The 18712-nt window shown below is 69.7% G+C and carries 18 protein-coding genes; 8 read left to right on the plus strand and 10 right to left on the minus strand.

The window, feature by feature from the left end:
- Position 1: 1 nt before the first annotated feature.
- On the minus strand, positions 2 to 1783 hold the full coding sequence (gene sucB, locus ACLML9_RS10125) for a 2-oxoglutarate dehydrogenase, E2 component, dihydrolipoamide succinyltransferase (protein ID WP_411945266.1): 1782 nt from the start codon (positions 1781 to 1783) through the stop codon (positions 2 to 4).
- 256 nt (positions 1784 to 2039) lie between these two features.
- On the opposite strand from sucB, the gene ACLML9_RS10130 reads away from it, so the two are divergent.
- Positions 2040 to 2393: an oxidoreductase gene (locus ACLML9_RS10130; RefSeq protein WP_411945267.1), complete on the plus strand. Its 354-nt coding sequence runs from the start codon at positions 2040 to 2042 to the stop codon at positions 2391 to 2393.
- A 309-nt stretch (positions 2394 to 2702) separates the two neighbouring features.
- Here the strand turns inward: ACLML9_RS10130 and ACLML9_RS10135 are convergent, their stop codons facing one another.
- Together ACLML9_RS10135 and ACLML9_RS10140 are read right to left on the minus strand one after the other, a co-directional pair.
- Positions 2703 to 4214, minus strand: a complete 1512-nt coding sequence (locus ACLML9_RS10135; protein ID WP_411945268.1) for a leucyl aminopeptidase — start codon at positions 4212 to 4214, stop codon at positions 2703 to 2705.
- 9 nt (positions 4215 to 4223) lie between these two features.
- Positions 4224 to 4721, minus strand: a complete 498-nt coding sequence (locus ACLML9_RS10140) for a helix-turn-helix domain-containing protein (RefSeq protein WP_411945269.1) — start codon at positions 4719 to 4721, stop codon at positions 4224 to 4226.
- Between the two features lie 246 nt (positions 4722 to 4967).
- Between ACLML9_RS10140 and ACLML9_RS10145 the strand changes: the two genes are divergently transcribed.
- The 3 genes from ACLML9_RS10145 to ACLML9_RS10155 all read left to right on the plus strand — a co-directional run bounded on the left by ACLML9_RS10145 (position 4968) and on the right by ACLML9_RS10155 (position 7973).
- Complete coding sequence (locus ACLML9_RS10145; protein WP_411945270.1) at positions 4968 to 5579, plus strand: GNAT family N-acetyltransferase; 612 nt, start codon at positions 4968 to 4970, stop codon at positions 5577 to 5579.
- Between the two features lie 84 nt (positions 5580 to 5663).
- Positions 5664 to 6758 (plus strand): glycine cleavage system aminomethyltransferase GcvT, encoded by a 1095-nt coding sequence (gene gcvT, locus ACLML9_RS10150; RefSeq protein WP_411945271.1) that lies wholly within the window; start codon positions 5664 to 5666, stop codon positions 6756 to 6758.
- Positions 6759 to 6872: 114 nt separating this feature from the next.
- Positions 6873 to 7973, plus strand: coding sequence for a branched-chain amino acid aminotransferase (locus ACLML9_RS10155; RefSeq protein WP_411945272.1), 1101 nt, complete (start codon positions 6873 to 6875; stop codon positions 7971 to 7973).
- Positions 7974 to 8024: 51 nt separating this feature from the next.
- On the opposite strand, the gene ACLML9_RS10160 is transcribed toward ACLML9_RS10155, so the two are convergent.
- The 6 genes from ACLML9_RS10160 to ACLML9_RS10185 form a co-directional block, all read right to left on the minus strand.
- Complete coding sequence (locus ACLML9_RS10160; protein ID WP_411945273.1) at positions 8025 to 8738, minus strand: MBL fold metallo-hydrolase; 714 nt, start codon at positions 8736 to 8738, stop codon at positions 8025 to 8027.
- Positions 8739 to 8849: 111 nt separating this feature from the next.
- A complete protein-coding gene (locus ACLML9_RS10165; RefSeq protein WP_411945274.1) occupies positions 8850 to 9602 on the minus strand; it encodes an adenosylcobinamide-GDP ribazoletransferase in 753 nt (250 codons plus the stop codon).
- Positions 9603 to 9624: 22 nt separating this feature from the next.
- On the minus strand, positions 9625 to 10698 hold the full coding sequence (gene cobT / locus ACLML9_RS10170) for a nicotinate-nucleotide--dimethylbenzimidazole phosphoribosyltransferase (RefSeq protein ID WP_411945275.1): 1074 nt from the start codon (positions 10696 to 10698) through the stop codon (positions 9625 to 9627).
- A gap of 174 nt (positions 10699 to 10872) precedes the next feature.
- A complete protein-coding gene (locus ACLML9_RS10175) occupies positions 10873 to 11514 on the minus strand; it encodes a maleylpyruvate isomerase family mycothiol-dependent enzyme (protein WP_411945276.1) in 642 nt (213 codons plus the stop codon).
- Positions 11515 to 11602: 88 nt separating this feature from the next.
- Complete coding sequence (locus ACLML9_RS10180) at positions 11603 to 12142, minus strand: bifunctional adenosylcobinamide kinase/adenosylcobinamide-phosphate guanylyltransferase (RefSeq protein ID WP_411945277.1); 540 nt, start codon at positions 12140 to 12142, stop codon at positions 11603 to 11605.
- A gap of 7 nt (positions 12143 to 12149) precedes the next feature.
- A complete protein-coding gene (locus ACLML9_RS10185; RefSeq protein WP_411945278.1) occupies positions 12150 to 12818 on the minus strand; it encodes a DUF3043 domain-containing protein in 669 nt (222 codons plus the stop codon).
- A 243-nt stretch (positions 12819 to 13061) separates the two neighbouring features.
- On the opposite strand from ACLML9_RS10185, the gene ACLML9_RS10190 reads away from it, so the two are divergent.
- On the plus strand, positions 13062 to 13418 hold the full coding sequence (locus ACLML9_RS10190; protein WP_030523898.1) for a HesB/IscA family protein: 357 nt from the start codon (positions 13062 to 13064) through the stop codon (positions 13416 to 13418).
- A gap of 184 nt (positions 13419 to 13602) precedes the next feature.
- Positions 13603 to 14574 (plus strand): carbohydrate kinase family protein, encoded by a 972-nt coding sequence (locus tag ACLML9_RS10195; protein ID WP_411945279.1) that lies wholly within the window; start codon positions 13603 to 13605, stop codon positions 14572 to 14574.
- A 63-nt stretch (positions 14575 to 14637) separates the two neighbouring features.
- Here the strand turns inward: ACLML9_RS10195 and asnB are convergent, their stop codons facing one another.
- Positions 14638 to 16581: an asparagine synthase (glutamine-hydrolyzing) gene (asnB, locus tag ACLML9_RS10200; RefSeq protein WP_411945280.1), complete on the minus strand. Its 1944-nt coding sequence runs from the start codon at positions 16579 to 16581 to the stop codon at positions 14638 to 14640.
- Between the two features lie 444 nt (positions 16582 to 17025).
- On the opposite strand from asnB, the gene ACLML9_RS10205 reads away from it, so the two are divergent.
- Both ACLML9_RS10205 and ACLML9_RS10210 read left to right on the plus strand, forming a co-directional pair.
- Positions 17026 to 18012 carry a cytochrome c oxidase subunit II gene (locus ACLML9_RS10205; protein ID WP_081877156.1) on the plus strand — a complete coding sequence of 329 codons (987 nt, stop codon included), beginning with the start codon at positions 17026 to 17028 and terminating at the stop codon, positions 18010 to 18012.
- 13 nt (positions 18013 to 18025) lie between these two features.
- Positions 18026 to 18442 (plus strand): cytochrome c oxidase subunit 4, encoded by a 417-nt coding sequence (locus tag ACLML9_RS10210; RefSeq protein WP_411945281.1) that lies wholly within the window; start codon positions 18026 to 18028, stop codon positions 18440 to 18442.
- Positions 18443 to 18712: the final 270 nt, after the last annotated feature.

The following is an 18712-nucleotide window of genomic DNA, read 5'->3' on the forward strand; positions in this document are numbered from 1 at the left end:
CTTACAGGCCGAGATCGGCCTCGAACGCCGCCTCTTCCAGGCGGTGCCGGATGGTCGTGAGGAACCGGCCGGCGTCCGCACCGTCGACGAGGCGGTGATCGTAGGTCAGCGGCAGGTAGCACATCGAGCGGACGCCGATGAACTCGCTACCGGACTCGTCGGTAACCACGGTCGGGCGCTTCACGATGGCACCCGTGCCCAGCATCGCCGCCTGCGGCGGGACCAGGATCGGGGTATCGAACAGGGCGCCCTGGCTGCCGATATTGGTGATGGTGAAGGTGCCACCGGCCAGCTCGTCCGGCTTCAGGCCGCCGGTGCGGGCCCGGTTGGCGATATCGGCGATGGCGCGGGCCAGGCCGGCCAGCGACAGGTCGCTGGCGTTGTGGATCACCGGGGAGAGCAGACCCTGTTCGGTGTCGACCGCGATACCCAGGTGCACCGACGCGTGGTAGGTGATCTCCTTGCTGTTCGCGTCATAGCTGGCATTGACGTTCGGATGCACCCCGAGCGCTTCCACCACGGCCTTGGCGAAGAACGGCAGGAAGGTCAGGTTCACGCCCTCGCGCTTGGCGAAATCGGCCTTGGCCTGCTTGCGCAATGCGGCGATCTTGGTGACATCGGCCTCGTGTACCTGGGTGAGCTGCGCGGTGGTCTGCAGCGACTCCAGGGTCTTGGTCGCGGTGATCTGCCGGATCCGGTTGGCCTTCTTGGTGGTTCCACGCAGGGCCGCCAGCGCGGGGCTGGGGGCGGTGGCCGCCTTGGCCGGTGCCGCGGCGGCGGGCGCGGCGGTGGCCGGAGCCGCGGTGGCCGGAGCCTTCTTGGACTCGGCGGCGGCGAGCACGTCCTGCTTGCGGATCCGGCCGCCGACACCCGAACCGGTGACCGACGCCAAATCGACGCCGTTCTCCTCGGCCAGTTTGCGGACCAGCGGGGTGACGTACGGGGTGGCGCCGTTACCGGAGGCAGCCGGCGCGGGCGCCTGGGCGGCGGGGGCCGGAGCAGCGGCAGCGGGGGCAGGCGCCGGAGCGGGGGCAGGCGCCGGTGCCGGTTCAGGGGCCGGAGCCGGTTCAGGGGCCGGAGCCGGAGCCGGAGCGGGCGCGGGGGCCGGTTCGGGCTCGGGGGCCGGAGTGGGCGCCGGCGCGGGGGCCGAACCGGTCGCGGGAGCGCCGGAGCCGATCACACCGAGCTGGCCGCCGACCTCGACCACGTCGTCTTCCTGCGCGGTGATCTCCAGCAGGGTGCCCGCGACGGGGGACGGGATCTCGGTGTCGACCTTGTCGGTGGAGACCTCGAGCAGCGGCTCGTCGACCGCGACCTCGTCGCCGATCGCCTTGAGCCACCGGGTCACGGTGCCCTCGGTGACCGATTCGCCGAGCTCCGGCATCTTCACCGAGGTACCGGAGGCCGCGGAGTCGGCGGCGGGAGCCTGGCTCTGGGCGGGTGCCGGTTCCGGTTCGGTGGGGGCCTGCTGGGTCTGCTCGGCGGGAGCGGATGCGGGTTCGGCGGCGGCCGGTTCGGGAGCCGGGGCGGGCTCGGCGGCCTCGCCGGCGTCACCGATGACACCCAGTTCGCCACCCACCTCGACGACGTCGTCCTCATTGGCGACGATCTTCGTCAACACACCCGCCGCGGGGGACGGGATCTCGGTGTCGACCTTGTCGGTGGAGACCTCGAGCAGCGGCTCGTCGACCTCGACCGTGTCTCCTTCCTGCTTCAGCCACCGTGTCACCGTTCCCTCGGTGACGCTCTCACCAAGAGCGGGCATCTGGACGGAGAAGGCCATGTCCGTTGACTCCTCTAACTGCTCGACGGGTCTACAACAGTTCGTTCCGGTGGATCCTGCCGCGGGTCGCGGCGGTGTTCCAGCCGGCGTTCATTCTGCGCGGCGCCGGAGATCCGTGTGGTTGTTGTTCCGTCCACCATCCTTGCATTCGCCGCGCGACGCGTTTACCGGAGGGCATCCAATTTTGGGTAGCTGGCACCATGGAATCACCGCCGGATGCGGCGGGATTCAGGTGCTCAACAGGAGGTCGGCGGCAATGGGTTTGCTGGACCGTTTCCGTCGTGCCACGGCCGGGCGCAGCGGAGTTTCCGGAGGTCGAGGCGCGGAGACCCGTTATCTGCGCGAGTGGGTGCGCGCACACACCGGGGTCGAGGGCTTCGTCGAACCGAAGACCACTGTGACGGATATCACGGTGGTGCTGGTTGCCGCAGATGGTGAATGGACCCGGCGGGTCGTCGGCGAAGGCGGTGCCCGCCGCCTCGCGCGGGATCTGTCGATCCCGGTGTACGACGTGGAGCGCACCGGGTATCCGCAGCGTATGCGCGATTACGACGCGCGCAGGCGGGTCGAGCGCAGACGTGCCGCCGAGCGCGAACTCGGCGGGCTGTGAACGCCTGCCGGGCAGGAACCCGGCGGGCGTGTCACCGCACCGGCCCGCGTGGCCGGAGCGGCCCGGGGCACGCGCGTCCTGCCGGATCCCGCGGCCGGTTCGGCTGACGGCGGGATCGGCGGTAACCGGCGCGAACAGGGCCGGTGAGCCCGGAACCCGGGCGCCTGGCGGGCAGACGGTCGCGGACGCCGCCACCGCCGACCCGCCGGCGGAAAGGCCCGGGGCGCGCCGCCGCAATTCGCCGGCGCGACCCCTGCCCCGTTCCGGTTGCTGGGGCGACCGGACGGCCGCCCGGCAAACCGCGGGCCGCTATTCGGCGGCGATATCCTCGAGCACGGCGATGAGGGTGCGGACCGGGACGCCGGTGCCGCCCTTGCCGATGTAGCCGAAGGGCCCACCGGTGTTGTAGGCCGGGCCCGCGATATCGATATGGGCCCATTCCACGCCCTCGGGCACGAACTCCTTCAGATACGTGCCCGCGACGAGCATGCCGCCCCACCGATGTGACGTCGCGTTGACCATATCGGCGACCTTGGAGTCCAGATCGGCACGCAACTCCTCGGGCAGCGGCATCGGCCAGCCGTGTTCACCCACCCCCTGGGAGATCCGGGCCACCCGGTCGCGGAATTCGTCGGTACCCATCACACCCGGGGTGCGGGTGCCCAGCGCCACCATCTGGGCGCCGGTGAGAGTGGCGACATCGATGAGGTAGTCCGGGTCGTCCTCGCCGGCGCGGACCATGGCGTCGGCCAGGATGAGCCGGCCCTCGGCGTCGGTATTGGTGACCTCGATGGTGGTGCCGCCGTACTGGGTGAGCACATCGCCGGGCCGCTGGGCGGTGCTCGACGGCATGTTCTCCGCCATCGGGACGGTCGCGATCACGGTGACCGGCAGGCTCAGCCGTGCGGCGAGCAGAGTGGTCGCCACGACCGCGGCCGCGCCGGCCATATCCGAGGTCATGTTCTCCATGTTCGCGGCCGGTTTGATGGAGATACCGCCGGTGTCGAAGGTGATGCCCTTACCGACCAGCGCGACTTTCTTGTCGCCACCCCGATAGATGAGCCGGACCAGGCGCGGCGGACGCGACGAACCCTTGCCGACCCCGATCACTCCGCCGAAACCGCCGTCTTCCAGGGCCTTCTCATCGAGTACCTCGACCTCGAGGCCGGCGCCCTCGGCCAGCAAGGCGCTACGGCGGGCGAATTCGGCCGGGTACAGATGGCTCGGCGGGGTGTTGACGAAATCGCGGGCGGTGGCCACGGCTTCGGCGGTGAGCTGGGCGCGCAGCAGCGCGTCGCCGCCGAATTCGGGTTCCGGGACGAGCAGTTCGACGCGGGCCGGCGGCGCGGCTTGCGGCTTCGGCGCGGATTTCGCGGAGCGGAACGGGGTGAACGAGTAGGCGCCGAGGTAGAAACCCTCCACGGCGGCGCCGATATCCAGGCCGGACAGGGTGGTGACCGCGCGCGCGACCCCGGTCAGGGAGCGGGCGGCCACCCCGGCGCTGCGGCGGATCTGCTCGGCGTCGATATCCGCGGCGCCGCCGAGCCCGACGGCCAGCACACTGGCGACGTCGTCCAGGCCGGCGGGGGCGGGAATCCGGACCAGCTGTTCGGCTTTGCCCGTGGCGCCGACCGCGGTGAGCTGGTCGAGCAGCCGGGTGCGTACGTCGGTGTCGAGCACATCGCCGAAGAGGTCCTCGGGGACGAGGACGGGACCGTCATCTGTGGTGGCCAGGCCGACGACGAGGACGTCGGTGCCGGGTTCGATGGTCTGGGTACGTGCCAATTCCGGTCCGAGCGGACGATCTGCGACTGCGGTCATGGCCCCAGGCTATTCGGTGGGCCCGGTACGGCGTACCGCGACGCCGTCGAGCAGCATGTCCACCGCGTCGGTGAGCAGTCCGTCGAAATCGAGGTCGGGCGGGGGCCCGGTGGGACCGAACGCCTTGTACAGGGCCGGGCGCGCGACCGGGTCGACGAGTGCGCTCAGCGTCCGTTCCAGGGTGTCGAACAGGGAAAGGCTCAGCGGCGGGCGGGTCCGCGCCAACACGGTGAGGATCCACGGATGCCGCCGGTAGATCTGCCATTCCTGCTGCGCCTCGTACCTGATCCGGGCGCGCCGGTCGGTCAGATGCGGTGGTGGGGGCGGAGTTTCGGCGAGGACGAGATCGGTCATCGCGGCGAGTAGTTGTGCCCGGTCGTCGAAGTAGCGGTACAGCGCGGCGGTGGCCACCCCCAGCTCGCCGGCCAGGCGGCGCATGGTCAGGCCGTCGGTGCCCGCGCGGTCGGCCAGGGCGACCGCCGCGTGGGCTATGACGAGTGTGGACAACCGCTGGGGCCGCGGCCGCGGTGGCGCGGCGGGTGTCCGGCGCCGGGCCCGGTAGGCGCGGGCCTGGCAGGAGCGGGAACAGTACCGGCGCCGGCGGCCGCGGTCCGGTTGCCGTAGGACTCCACCGCATATCGCGCACGCTGTCACAGCGCTGTTCCATCACACGAAATAGCGTGACGAAATAGTGGCTTTCCGCAGATGGAATACATAAGTTCGCTGTAGGTAACACCATTCACAGGAGGCGGTATGGGAACAGAATTGACCGTGCGGCGCGCCGGAACGAGTGATCTCGAACCGCTGACGAAAGCGTTCCGGAAGGCGACCGTCGACGAGGCGGTCACCGAGTGGATCATGCGCGACTATCCGATGGATCAGTTCCTCGACGAGTGGGTTCCGGAGCTCATCGACCGGGGTCTGCGGGACGACGAGATCTGGGTGGCCGGTGGCGACGGCGAGATCTGGGCGATCTCGTTCTGGCAGAAACTCACCTCGGCCGACCGGCTGATCGCCGACGCCGCCGCGGCGCGTGGGCACGCGGAACAGGCGCCGGAACTGCGTCCGCTGCAGCGTTCTGCCTATGTGATGGAATTGCTGGCCCGGGAACATCCGCGCAGATTCCCGCACAGCTATCTGGAGCTGATCATCACCGTGCCGGAGTACCGGGGGCGAGGTGCGGGCGCGGCCATCCTCACCGAACGGACCCGGCAGTTCAGTGCCGCGGGGCTCCCGGCGTACCTGGAGGCCAGCACCGAACGTTCGGCGCGGCTCTACACCCGGCAGGGTTTCGTCCGCACCGGCGAAACGCACACCCTGCCCGAGGAGGGGCCCACGCTGATTCCCATGTGGTTCGAGGCCTGACCCGCCGGTCACGGCGCGGCAGCCGCCGACCGGACCCGGCGCGGTGGGGCCCGGTCCCGGCCGGGGCCGGGCTAAGCTCGCCCGGTGAGTGACGCCGAGCTGCAACAGGGCCCTGTCCACGGAGTGCATGTCGAACTCGGAGCGAAATTCGCCTCGTTCGGTGGCTGGGAGATGCCGGTCTCGTACGCGGGCACGGTGGCCGAGCACACCGCGGTGCGGGAGTCGGTGGGCCTGTTCGATGTGAGTCATCTCGGGAAGGCGACCGTGCGCGGCGCGGGGGCGGCCGAATTCGTGAACTCGGCGCTGACCAACGACCTGGGCCGGATCGGTCCGGGCCGGGCGCAGTACACGCTGTGCTGCAACTCCGACGGTGGCGTGGTCGACGATCTCATCACCTATTTCGTCCGCGACGACGAGATCTTCCTGGTGCCGAACGCGGCCAATACCGCGGCGGTGGTGCAGAGATTGGCGGCGGCCGCGCCGCCGGCGATCACGGTCACGGGAGAGCACCGCGCCTACGGTGTCTTCGCGGTCCAGGGGCCGCGGTCGGCGGAGGTGCTCACCGCGCTGGGACTCCCGGTGGACCTGTCCTATATGGCGTTCGCCGATGCGGACTGGTCCGGGCAGCCGGTGCGCGTCTGCCGGACCGGCTACACCGGTGAACACGGTTATGAACTACTGCCGCGCTGGGACGGCGCCGAGGCCCTGTTCCGGGCCCTGGTGGAGCAGGTGCGGGCGACCGGCGGCCAGGTCGCCGGGCTCGGCGCCCGCGACACCCTGCGTACCGAGATGGGCTATCCGCTGCACGGGCACGAACTGTCCCCCGAGATCACGCCGGTGCAGGCGCGCGTGTCGTGGGCGGTGGGCTGGGCCAAAGCGGATTTCTGGGGCAAGGCCGCGCTGGAAGCGGAACGGGCGGCCGGCCCGCGCCGTACCCTGCTCGGCCTGGAAGCACTCGACCGCGGGATCCCGCGGGAGAACCAGGACGTGCTGCTGGACGGCGCGAAGGTCGGAGTGACCACGTCCGGCACCTTCTCGCCGACCAAACAGGCCGGGATCGCGCTGGCGCTGCTGGATCCGGCGGTGCGGGTCGGCACCGAGGTCGCGGTGGACGTCCGCGGCCGGTCGCTGCGCTGCACGGTGGTGCGGCCGCCGTTCGTCGAAGCGCACACCGGCTGAGAATGTCGGGCCGGGGCACCGTGACCGGCTGTGGCGCGGCGGGTCCGGACCCGTCCGGCGCGCGAGACGGACCACCGCGGATTCGGTGCGGACCCAGGACATAGACTGCTGGTCATGACCGCTGCTGCCCAGTTCGCCCGTATCCCTCATCCTGCGCCCACCCCGGCGCAGCGGGTACAGGAGATTCTGTCGGCCCCCGGTTTCGGCCGCTATTTCACCGACCATATGGTCACCATCGATTACACCGAGGCCGAGGGCTGGACCAACGCGGTCGTGGAACCCTACGGCGCCCTGACCCTGGATCCGGCCACCATGGTGTTCCATTACGGCCAGGCGATCTTCGAAGGGCTCAAGGCCTACCGCCAGCCGGACGGGCAGATCGCCTGTTTCCGGATCGACGCCAACGCGGCCCGGTTCCGCCGGTCCGCGCGCCGGTTGGCGATGGCCGAACTCCCCGAGGAGCTGTTCATCGAATCGGTGCGCCAGCTGCTCGATGTCGACGCGGGGTGGGTGCCCGCCGCGGGCGGCGAGGAGTCGCTCTACCTGCGGCCGTTCATGTTCGCCACCGAGGCCGGGCTGGGCGTGAAGCCCGCCTCCGCCTACAAGTACCTGCTGCTCGGCTCCCCGGCCGGCGCCTATTTCCCGCGCGGTGTGAAACCGGTGCGCGTGTGGCTGTCGACCGAGTACGTCCGGGCCGCGCCCGGCGGTACCGGTGAGGCCAAGGTGGCCGGTAACTACGCGGCCTCGCTGCTGGCGCAGGCCGAGGCCACTGCCAAGGGCTGCGATCAGGTGGTGTGGCTGGACGCGGTCGAACGCCGCTATGTCGAGGAGATGGGCACCAACAACCTGTTCTTCGTCTACGGCTCCGGATCGGACGCGCGGCTGGTCACTCCGGAACTGTCCGGGTCGCTGCTGCCGGGTATCACCCGGGATTCACTACTGACCCTGGCGGCGGATTCCGGCTATCCGGTGACCGAGCGCAAGATCTCCGTCGACGACTGGCGGGCCGGTGCGGAATCCGGTGAGATCACCGAGGTTTTCGCCTGCGGCACCGCGGCCGTGATCACCCCGGTCGGTTCCGTGTTCGGGCCCGACGGTGAATTCACCATCGGCGGCGGCGAGCCGGGTGAGGTGACCATGGCGCTGCGCGACACGCTCACCGGTATCCAGCGCGGTACCTTCGCCGATGTGCACCAGTGGATGCGGGTGCTCTGACCGGACGCCGGAGCCACCGCTCACCCGGGTACCGAGCCCGGGGCCCGCCGATCAGCCCGGCATGAGGGCGTGCCATTCGCCGAGCGACCGTGGCCGCAGCACGTAGTTGTTGTCGCGGATGCTGTCCAGGGAGGCGTGCGGGTCCTGCGAGTACCAGTGCCCCGGGTAGACCTCCGGATTGATCGGCATATCCGCCAGGTAGCGCAGGCTGCGGAACATGGTGTCGGAGTCACCGCCCGGGAAATCGGTACGCCCGCAACCGTCGATGAACAGGGTGTCGCCGGCGATGAGTTTGCCGCCGACCAGGAAGCACTGGCTGCCGGGGGTGTGGCCCGGGGTGTGTAAGAACTCGATGTCGAAGGCACCGACACTCAGCTTGTCGCCGTGTCCGTGGCCGGTGAGTTCGCTGGGGGCGATACCGGTGACATCGGCGACCCAGGTCTTCTCCTGATCGTTCACGTGCACCGGAACCGTGGCCTGCTCGAGCAGTTCCCGCACCCCGCGCAGGGTGAACCCCATCATGCTGCCGCCGATATGGTCGGGGTGGTGGTGGGTGACCAGTACCCCGGACAGTTTCAGTCCGTCGTTCTCGGCGATATCGGCCAGATCGCCCGCCGCGTAGGCAGGATCGACGACGACGCAGTCACCGGTGTCCCGGTCACCGACCAGATAGGCGAAGTTGCGCATCTGCGTGGCGATCGGGTCCCCGACGGCGAAATCACGGCCGGCCAGGAGTTGACGGAAGTAGAAGCGCTCGGCTGACATACCCCCACCTTATGGGGCGCGGCGGACCGGTGAGACGCTGCGTTCGCACTATTGAGGCCTGGTGGCATCGGACGGGGCCGGGCTTTGTGGACCGGACGGAGTTCCGGTGGCTCAGACAGCGTTCGCGGCCAGCGCGAAACCCAGGGCCGCCAGTGCGGTGGTGAGTTCCACCGCCGTGCCGAGGAGATCACCCGAGAGCCCACCGATCCGGCGGACCGCGTGGCCGACCAGGTGGGTCGCGGCGGCGAGTGCCACCAGCGCGACCAGGGGCCCGGTCCATGGCAGTTCGGGCACCGCGACGACAGCCGCCGCCGTTCCCGCGGCGGCCCAGCCGAGAACCGCGGAACGGGACTGGGTTCCGGCGACCATCGCCCCGAACCAGGCGCCGGGCACCGGGTCGAACCCGCGACGGCAGGCGGCGACCACCGCGACGCGGCCCAGACCCACCGCCGCCACGACCGCGACCCAATGACCGGTGGCCGCCAGTGTGGTGAACGCGCCCGCCTGGACGCCGGCGGCCAGCACGATCGCGGCCACCCCGAACGGCCCGGCGCCCCCGCTCTTCATCACCTCCCGCGCGCGTTCGGGCGATCCGTAGACCCCGAGACCGTCGAACGTGTCGGCCAGCCCGTCCAGATGCATACCCCGGGTCAGTAGTGCCAGGGCCGCGACCGCGACGAATCCGGCGGCGATCCCCGCGGGCGCCAGCACCCACAGCAGCGCGGCCGCGACCGACCCGAGCCCGATCCCGGCGAGCGGTGCCAGCGTGATGGCCCGGCCCGCCGCCCGGCGGTCCACCTCGCTCGGCCCGCGCACCGGCAGCACCGTGAGCCAGGAGAAGGTGAGACGCAGCGGGGTCAGCATCGGGCGCGCCTCGTCGCGGCGGTCATTTCTGCAGGTCGACGGTGGCCGGTTCGGCGTCCGCGGTACTGACTCCGGCGTCGGCGAAGGTCGCCATCTCCGCGAGTACGGCGACAGCGGCCCGCAGGACGGGGAGCGCGGTGAGCGCGCCGGACCCCTCACCCAGCCGCATATCCAGATCCAGTACCGGGGTGAGTTTCAGTTTGCTCAGCGCTTCGGCGTGCGCGGGCTCGGTGGACCGGTGGGCGGCCACCCACCAGTGCACCGCGCCCGCCGCGAGATCCTCGGCGATCAGCGCGGCCGCGCTGACGATGAGCCCGTCGAGCAGCACCGGGGTGCGCCGGGCGGCGGCCCGGGCCAGGAAGCCGGTCATGGCGGCGATATCGGCGCCACCGGCCACGCGCAGCAATTCGACACTGTCCCGGGCGACGGGCCGGGCCCGCCACATGGCGTCGCGGACGGCGGCCACCTTGCGCATCCACCCGTAGTCGTCGACACCCGTGCCCCGGCCGACCGCCCGCACCGGTTCGATCCCGGTAAGGGTGGCGATGAGCGCGGTAGCGGGGGTGGTGTTACCGATACCCATATCCCCGGCGATCAGCAGGTCGGCCCCGGCGTCGATCTCCTCGTCGGCGATGGCCGCGCCCGCGGCCAGCGCGGCGGCGACCTCCTCGGCGGTGAGCGCGTCCGCACGGTCGATCACGCCGCTGGACCGGCGCACCTTGTGGGTGCTCACCGTGGGATCGGTGTCGGCATCCACCGCGATATCCACCACCCGCACGGTGGCACCGGCGATCCCGGCCAACGCGTTCACCGCGGCTCCACCTGCCCGGAAGTTGGCGACCATCTGCGCCGTGACCTCGCTGGGATATGCCGAGACGCCGTGCCGTGCCACCCCGTGGTCACCGGCGAACACCACCACCCGCGCCTGCTCGAACTGTTTCGGCGGGCAGACACCCTGACAGGCCGCCACCCAGTTGCCCAGCTCTTCCAGCCGTCCCAGCGACCCCGGCGGTTTGGTCAGCGACGCCTGCCGTTGCTCGGCGGCCGCGCGGGCACCGGCATCCGGCGGGGCAACGGGTGCGAATCCCTCTGTCACTGTGCGAGCCTTCCGATCGGGTGCTGTCGCGGCGGCGCCGTGCCGGGATCTGTCTCGGCGGGCGTGTCCACCTCCCGGACAATATTGCCCGGTGCGCGGCGCCCGTCGGGAGGTACCCGGCCGACCCTCACCTGGCCGGGGGCGGGGCCGGTGTTCCGGGTACCCGGCCAGGTGTCAGCCGCCGATCCGTTCGCGCAGGGTGGCCACCCCTGGACCGCTGAGTTGGGCGCAATACTCGGCGCGCCCGGCCATCGCCATGACCAGCGCCAGCGTGCTGCCGCGCACCGATGGTCCGGTGCCGGTGTCGAACGGCCCGTCGGTGGCCTGCAGGTGCAGTCCCGCGGTGGCGGTGCGGCCGGAGACCGTGAAATCGCGCGCGGCGAAGAAACGGGCGACCTCGGTCACCGCGGGCAGCGCGGGGGCGCCGGTCAGTCCGAGCGGGTACCGGATATCGCTGCCGTGCACCACGATCTCACCGAGCCACGCCGGAGTGTGCCCGGACGGCGCCGTGGTTTTCGTCACCGTCGCGCGGAACCGCTCGAGGGTCTCGGCCGGGCCGGCGCCCAGATGTTCCCGCATGCGGCGCTGATTGTGCAGGTCGGCGTCGAAGCGTGCGCCGAGCATGCTGCGGATCCAGCGCAGCCGTCCGGTGCTCGCGGCCGCGGTGAGATGGGCGACGACCTCCTGTACCGACCACCGGCCGCACAGGGAGGGCGCCGCCCATTGCTGTGGGGTCAGGTCGGCGAGCTCGTCGGCCAGGGCGGCCCGTTCGTGATGGATGGCCGCCCAGAGGTCGGCGCGCGGTATGGTCTGCACCGCACGATTCAAGCACCGCACTCCGACAGGGAGCGGCACCCGGGCCGGAGGGCCGGGAGAGGGCGGGCGCCGCCCGACCGGCCGGTGCTCATTTCAGGCGCAGTGGCAGTCCGGCGACCACGAGAAAAGCCTCGTCGCAGACCTGGGCGAGTCGCTGATTCACGGTGCCGATCTCGTCGCGGAACAACCGGCCCGACCGGGTCGCGGGGATCACGCCCAGTCCGACCTCCGGGGTGACGAGCACCAGCCGGCCGCGATAGCCGGCGACGGCGTCGACGAGAACGTCGGTATCCGGGCCGATCGTGCCACGCGGGGCATCCCAGCCCGCGCGGTCGAGCCGGGCGGTCAGCCAGGTGCCGATATCGTCGACCAGGGTGGCGCCGGGATGGGCGGTGCGCAGTTCGGCCGCCGGATCGGCGGCGTCGATCACCGTCCACGCCGCGGGACGGCGGGCCCGGTGCGCGGCGATCCGGTCGGCGAAATCGGTATCCGCGGGATCGGGGATCGCGGTGGCCAGATAGCGCACCGCGCCGCCGGTGATGAGGGATTCGGCGAACGCGGATTTACCCGAACGCGCACCACCGAGCACGAGGGTGCGCTGCCCAGGGGCAGAGACGGATTCGGGCACCCGTGGATCAGATCGCGTCGCCGGGGGAGACCCGCGGCTTCGGCGCGCGCATCTTGCGCATCTGAGAGGCGCGCACGAACGCGTACCAGCCGAGCCGGAACCCGGTATCGGTGGACTTCGGGAAACGTTCCCGCACCCGGCGGTTGACGACCCGGCCGAGCAGGAAGCCCTCGGCGATCATGAAGACCATCATGACCAGCATGGCCAGCGTGACGATCGACTGCCACGCGGGAGCCGCGAACATGGACAGGATCAGCAGCAGCGCCATCGGCATGAACAGGCCGACCAGGTTGCGGCGGCCGTCGACGATATCGCGGACGAAGGCGCGCACCGGGCCCTGATCGCGGGGCAGCAGGTACTTGTCCTCACCCGCCAGCATCCGGGCGCGACGGTCCTGGGCGGCGGCGCGACGCTCGGCGGAGGCCGCCTTGCGATCCTCCTTGGAACCGCGGGTCTCCTTGCGCCGGGCGCGCGCTTCCTTCGATGTCATGGGGGGTGGGGCGACCGGGCCGCGGCGCCTGCCCTCGGCGTCGCGCCGACTCGGGGTGGGCCGGCCCTTGCCTGCCGTAGGCGCGGCCTTGGCCGGGGCCGCATCGGCCTCGGTGGCGGTCGCGGCCCGCGAGCCGTCAGCGGGCACGTCGGTACCGCTGGGCTCACCGCGTCGGAACAACTTCACGGTAACCAGGCTAATCGGTCACCCGCCCCGGCCGTGAACGGGGCGGTGGCCGGGGTGCGGCCGATCACCCCGCCGGGCCGGCGTGGCCCGGCTCACCCGGATGCGCCGCCATCTGTGGCACGGGTGGTGTGGCCGCGGGCCCAGGAGATGGCAAGATGGGGAATAGCAGCCCGTCCGAGGGTGTTGTGACACCCGGAACCGTGCGCTGTTCACGGACCGACCACGCTGTCCATAGGAGAGTTCATGAGTGTGCAGAACGACACCGCCACCACCACCCACGGTGTGCAGCTGACCGATGCTGCCGCGGGTAAGGCCAAGGCGCTGCTCGATCAGGAGGGCCGGGACGACCTCGCGCTGCGGATCGCGGTGCAGCCGGGCGGCTGCGCGGGTCTGCGTTACCAGCTCTTCTTCGACGATCGCACCCTCGACGGCGATCTGACCGCCGAATTCGGCGGCGTCACCCTGACCGTCGACCGGATGAGCGCGCCGTACGTCCAGGGCGCCGCGATCGACTTCGTCGACACGATCGAGAAGCAGGGCTTCACCATCGACAACCCCAACGCCACCGGCTCCTGCGCCTGCGGCGACTCCTTCAACTGAGTGCTTCCGGGCCGGTGACAGCGCCGGCCCGGCATTCTGGATCCACCCGGGTCACGTGATCATTTATTTGTCACGAGGCCGGTTACGACACGTAGTCGTAGCCCCGGCGAATTGATACGGTGAACCTGGGGGCAAGGCCCCGTTCACTTTCTTGTTCGCGCTGATTCCGAAGGGGCCGACCTACGTGTCCATAGCTGTATCCGCATCCATCGCGACCGACCACCTCATGCGTTTCTCCGGCCGATTCGCCGATGTGCTGCTGCCCGATCAGCTCGAGCATGTCTCGCTGAGTTTCCTCGTCGACGACCTGGTGATCCGCCGTGGCGGCGTCGCCGGCAACATCGCCTACGCCATGGGCCTGCTGAAGCAGTCGCCGCTGCTCATCGGTTCGGTGGGGCGCGATTTCGACGAATACCGGCAGTGGCTGGAGTCCCACGGTGTCGACTGCTCGGTGGTCCGGGTGTCCGAGTCCGCGCACACCGCCCGGTTCGTCTGCACCACCGATGAGGACATGGCCCAGATCGCCTCGTTCTATCCCGGCGCGATGAGCGAAGCGGGCGATATCTCGCTCACGGCGCTGGCCGAGGAACGGCAACTCGACCTGGTCCTGGTCGGCGCGAACGATCCCGAGGCGATGTTGCGGCATACCGCCGAATGCCGGGAACTGGGCGTTCCTTTCGCCGCCGATCCGTCCCAGCAGCTGGCACGCCTGGACGGCGACCAGGCCGTCCAGCTCATCGAGGGCAGCACCTACCTGTTCACCAACGAGTACGAATGGGGTCTGCTCAAGCAGAAGACGGGCCTCACCGAGGACGAGATCGCCACCCGGGTGGGTGTGCGGGTCGCCACCCTCGGCAAGGACGGTGTGCTGGTGGTCGACACCGACGGCAGCAAGGTACGCGTCGAGGCCGTGCCGGAGTACGCCAAGGTGGATCCGACCGGTGTCGGTGACGCGTTCCGGGCCGGCTTCCTCACCGCCCACGCCGCCGGCCTGACCCTCGAACGCGCGGCGCAGCTCGGCTCGCTGGTCGCGGTACTCGTGCTGGAGACGGTCGGCACCCAGGAATGGACGCTGGATGCCGATGCCGCGCTCAAACGGCTCGGCGAGGCCTACGGCGCGGACGCGGCCGCCGAACTCGAGTCACTGCTGCGCTGAACCGCCGGTAGCAACGATCGAGCCCCGCTCACCTCGGTGAGCGGGGCCTCGGTGTCGGCAGGGCTAGACCTGGACCGGATAGGTGGGTTCGGAGATCTCCGGCTTGATCCGCTCCTCCACGAAGATCCCGTGCCAGATCATGAACACCAGCAGTGTCCACAGGCGGCGGCTGTGATCGGAATCCCCGGCTCGGTGCGCGTCGAGCATGGCGGTGATCGCGGCCTTGTCCAGCAGATGATCGGTCTGCGATTCGGCGATCTGCTGCCGGGCCCAGTCGTAGAGTTCGGTCCCGCGCAGCCAGTGCCGCAGCGGCACCGGGAACCCGAGTTTCGCGCGGTGCAGCACATGACCCGGGACGATGCCCTCGAGCGCCTGCCGCAGCGCGTACTTGGTGGTGTCCTTGGTGATCTTCTGCTCCAGCGGGATCTGCTCGGCCACCCGGAAGACCTCGGAGTCCAGGAACGGCACCCGCAGTTCCAGCGAATTCGCCATGGTCATCTTGTCGGCCTTGACCAGGATGTCACCGCGCAACCAGGTGAACAGATCCAGATGCTGCATCCGCGCGACCGGGTCCCAGCCGGCCGACCGGTCGTAGATCGCGGCGGTGACGTCCTGATGGGTCCACTCCGGGCGGAACTCCCGCAGCACCGACCGCAGCTGCGCGTCGCTGAAACTGCGCGCATTGCCGTAGTACCGCTGCTCGAGGGGTAAAGACCCCCGGTGCAGCAGGCTCTTGCCGCGGGTGCCGTCCGGGATGAGGTCGGAGACCTTTCCGGCCAGCCGGCGCAACCCGCGGGGCAGCTTCTCGAACGGTGCCAGCGACAACGGCTCCCGGTAGATGGTGTAGCCGCCGAACAGTTCGTCGGCGCCCTCGCCGGACAGCACCACCTTGACGTGCTTACGTGCCTCTTTGGCGACGAAGTACAGCGGCACCAGCGCCGGATCGGCCACCGGGTCGTCGAGGTACCAGACGATCTCCGGAATGGCGGCGGCGAACTCCGCCGGGGAGACCACCTTGACGATATGCCGGGCCCCGATCGCGGCCGCGCTCTCCGCGGCCACATCGACCTCGGAATAGCCCTCCCGCTCGAAACCGGTGGTGAAGGTGATCAGTTTCGGGTTGTGCCGCATGGCCAGCGCCGCGATGGCGGTGGAGTCGATACCGCCGGACAGGAAGGAGCCGACGGTGACATCGGCGCGCATATGTTTGGCGACCGAATCCTCGAGCGCCGCGGCGATCTCCCGGTAGCGGGCCTGTTCCGACCCGGCGGCGAAGGGGCGGACGCCGAATCCGGGGACGAAATAGCGGGTGATCTCCGGCTGCGCCCCCGGCCGGACCACCGCGTAGCTGCCCGACTCCAGCCGGCGGATACCGGCGTGCAGCGTCTCCGGCTCCGGGACGTACTGCAGCACCGTGTAGTGCTCGAGCGCCCGGTGGTCGAGGGATTCGTCGAGGCCGAGATCGGGCAGCAGTTCCAGCAGGCTCTTCTTCTCGCTGCCGAACGCCGTACCGCCCGGGCCGGTGGCCAGGAACAGCGGCTTGATACCGAACGGGTCGCGCGCGACGAACAACTCCCGGGTGTGGGTGTCCCAGATCGCGAAGGCGAACATGCCGCGCAGCCGCCGGACCGCCTCCGGGCCCCAGTAGTGGAAGGCCGCGACGATGGCCTCGCCGTCGCCCTCGGTCGCGAACATGGGTTCGTCACCGAATTCGGTCGCGCGCTCACCGGCCAGTTCTTCGCGAAGTTCCAGATAGTTGTAGATCTCGCCGTTGAAGGTCAGCGCGTAGCGCTGCCGGTCCTCGGCCGGGCCCCAGCGCAGCGGCTGGTGCGAATGCTCGATATCGATGATCGACAGCCGGTTGAAACCGAAGATCAGCTGGTCGTCGTGCCAGGTGCCGCGCTCGTCCGGCCCGCGGTGCCGCACACAGTGCAGCGCGTCGTATACCCGCTGCACCGTTTCCGGCGCTGCGGTATCGGATGTCAGAAATCCGAGCAGTCCACACACTGCGGCGCTAACCTCGTTTCCACTGGTCGGGGATCCGCGCCCGGGGGAGCCGGCGCGGCGGGCGAAATCTAGTGTCCGAGTATGCCGCACGTATCGATTCCCCGTGCGATACACCTCCGTCCGCCCCGTGCGCCACTGTACGGAGTGTCGAAGCCGACCCGACGGCGTACCGGGCGCGTGTTTGGTCTACGCTGCGTAGTACTCGGACTGTTCCGGGTGGTGTCGCGCGGTGCGCGGAGCCGCCCGGGTAGCCCGAACGAGCTGTTTGTCAGTATCCCCGGCGGCGGGTCCCGCCACGGGGATGCGGTGTCGGAATGTGTGGCGACCAGGAAGGCGTTGAGCGTGGCGCACAAGGCGAGCGACGAGATCGGGGCACGGCCTGCCCGGCGGCGGGGTCGTGTCCTGCGGCGGGCGGGCCTGGCGGTATCCCTCGGGATCACCACCATGCTCGTATCCGGCTGCTCGATCGACAATGTGTGGTTGCGGTTCGGCTGGCCCTCGGGTGTCACCCCGCAGGCCCACCGGATGCGGGAACTGTGGACCTGGTCGGTGGTCGCCGCCCTCATCATGGGTGTGCTGGTCTGGGGACTGACCTTCTGGACCGTGGTCTTCCACCGCAAGAAGAAGAATTCGCCGGAGTTCCCCCGGCAGACCGGCTACAACGTGCCGCTCGAACTGACCTACACCGCGATTCCGTTCGTCATCATCGCGGTGCTGTTCTACTTCACCGTGGTCGTGCAGAACTACGTGCACGAGAAGGTCGACAACCCGGATGTGGTCGTCGACGTCACCGCGTTCCAGTGGAACTGGAAGTTCGGCTACCGCGATGTCGACCTGAAGAACGGGTTCACCTACAACGGTGTCGACACGGTGCGGGAGGACGCCAACCAGCAGCAGCTGAAGGAGTACGCCGACCGCACCAACGAAGAGGGCCATCCGCAGCCCGGCCCGGTGCACGGCCGTCCCGAGAACGACATCCTGTCCTACCTGCACTACAACAAGATCGAAACGATCGGCAGCAGCACCGAGGTCCCCGTCCTGGTGCTCCCGACCGGCAAGGTGATCGAGTTCCAGCTCGCCGCCGCGGACGTCATCCACGCGTTCTGGGTTCCGGAGTTCCTCTTCAAGCGGGACGTCATGCCGAACCCGAAGGAGAACAACTCCGACAACGTCTTCCAGATCAGCGAGATCGACCGGGAAGGCGCCTTCGTGGGCCGCTGCGCGGAGATGTGCGGCACTTTCCACTCGATGATGAACTTCGAGGTCCGCGCGGTCTCGCCGGACAAGTTCCAGCGCTACATCCAGGCGCGGGAATCGGGTATGACGAATGCCGCCGCGCTCGAATCCATCGGCGAATCGCCGGTGGCCACCTCGACCCAGCCGTTCAACACCGATCGCACGGTCAAGACCGACACCACCGAAAGCAAGTGAGGACTGATCTGAGATGAGGATCGAAGCACGGCTGTTCGAACTGCTCACGGTGTTCTTCGTTCTCGTGGGCGTCATCTACGGCTTCTTCACCGCCCAGTCGCGGACCGGTATCGAATGGGCCGGCACCACGGCGATCGTGCTGACCGCCGGTCTGTCGCTGATCATCGGTACCTACTTCCGCTTCGTCGCCCGCCGGCTCGATCTGCGCCCGGAGGACTACGAGGACGCCGAGATCGTGGACGGCGCCGGCGACCTGGGCTTCTTCTCGCCCGGCAGCTTCTGGCCCATCCTGCTGGCCGGCGCCGCCTCGGTGACGGCCCTGGGCTTCGCCTTCTTCGAGCCGTGGCTGCTCGGGCTCGGCGTGATCCTGGTCCTGACCGCCGCCGGCGGCCTGGTCTTCGAGTACTACCTGGGCCCCGAGAAGCACTGAGCCGGTGGCGGCGCATCCGGCGCCGGTCACCGCATGAGCAAAACCCCGCTGACCTTCCGGGCAGCGGGGTTTTTCCGTGGAGGGCGGTCTCCCGCGATGTGCGGCCGGCCGTCCATAGATCGGTGACCATTGAGCACTTACAGTGACGTGATCCTCCCCAGGCCGGTCAAGGCGCACGACAGCATGCACCTTCCGTCTATTCCGGATGGCCTACCTCCATGGTCGGGGCCCGCCCCCGATTCTGGACCGACGGAGCGAAGGAGCGCAGCG

It is taken from the genome of Nocardia sp. NPDC002869 (genome assembly GCF_046764065.1).
Classification (GTDB): Bacteria; Actinomycetota; Actinomycetes; order Mycobacteriales; family Mycobacteriaceae; genus Nocardia; species Nocardia rhamnosiphila.